The sequence below is a fragment of the Paenalcaligenes sp. Me52 genome, assembly GCF_050487965.1.
Classification (GTDB): domain Bacteria; phylum Pseudomonadota; class Gammaproteobacteria; order Burkholderiales; family Burkholderiaceae_B; genus Paenalcaligenes.
Map to the genome: position 1 here is coordinate 1 of NZ_JBKQFO010000026.1, position 661 is coordinate 661.

The following is a 661-nucleotide window of genomic DNA, read 5'->3' on the forward strand; positions in this document are numbered from 1 at the left end:
AGTTCATGTCGTTGGCGTGCAGATCGATATCGTTCTGCGGCGGGATCACTACCGTGGTTTTGAACTTACGCGGCAGGTAGGTCTGACCAAGGATCGGCTCTTCATCAGTAGTGGCGACTTTTTCCTGATCGAGCCAGATCTCCGCATACGCGCGGGTACGAGGCAGCAGATGTTCATAGATTTTCTTCGCCCATTCATATGCTTCCGCGTGCAGTTGCGACTCGTAAGGGTTCGAGGTGCAGAGTACGTTACGGTTCATGTCGTTGGCGGTCGCCAGCGCATCAAGACCGACTGAGTGCAGCATCTGATGCACCGGTTTGACGTTCTTTTTCAGAATGCCGTGGAACTGGAATGTCTGGCGGTTGGTCAGGCGAATGCTGCCATAGATGGTGTTTTCACCGGCAAATTTGTCGATCGCCTGCCACTGTTTAGTGGTAATCACCCCACCCGGCAGACGACAGCGAAGCAGCATCGCGTGGCGCGGCTCCTGCTTCTGTTCAGCACGTTCGGCGCGAATGTCGCGGTCATCCTGCTGATACATGCCGTGGAAGCGGATCAGCAGGAAGTTATCGCCCTTAAAACCGCCTGTCAGACCGTCGTTTAAATCTTCCGCAATGGTGCCGCGCAGGTAGTTGCTTTCAAGCTTCATGCGCTCGGCGTC

Annotated in this window: 1 protein-coding gene; it reads right to left on the bottom strand. The window is 55.1% G+C overall.

What is annotated here, in order from left to right; translation table 11 throughout:
• The coding region (locus tag ACLO87_RS16770; protein WP_458575268.1) for an assimilatory sulfite reductase (NADPH) hemoprotein subunit at positions 1-661 on the bottom strand (661 nt) is incomplete at both ends.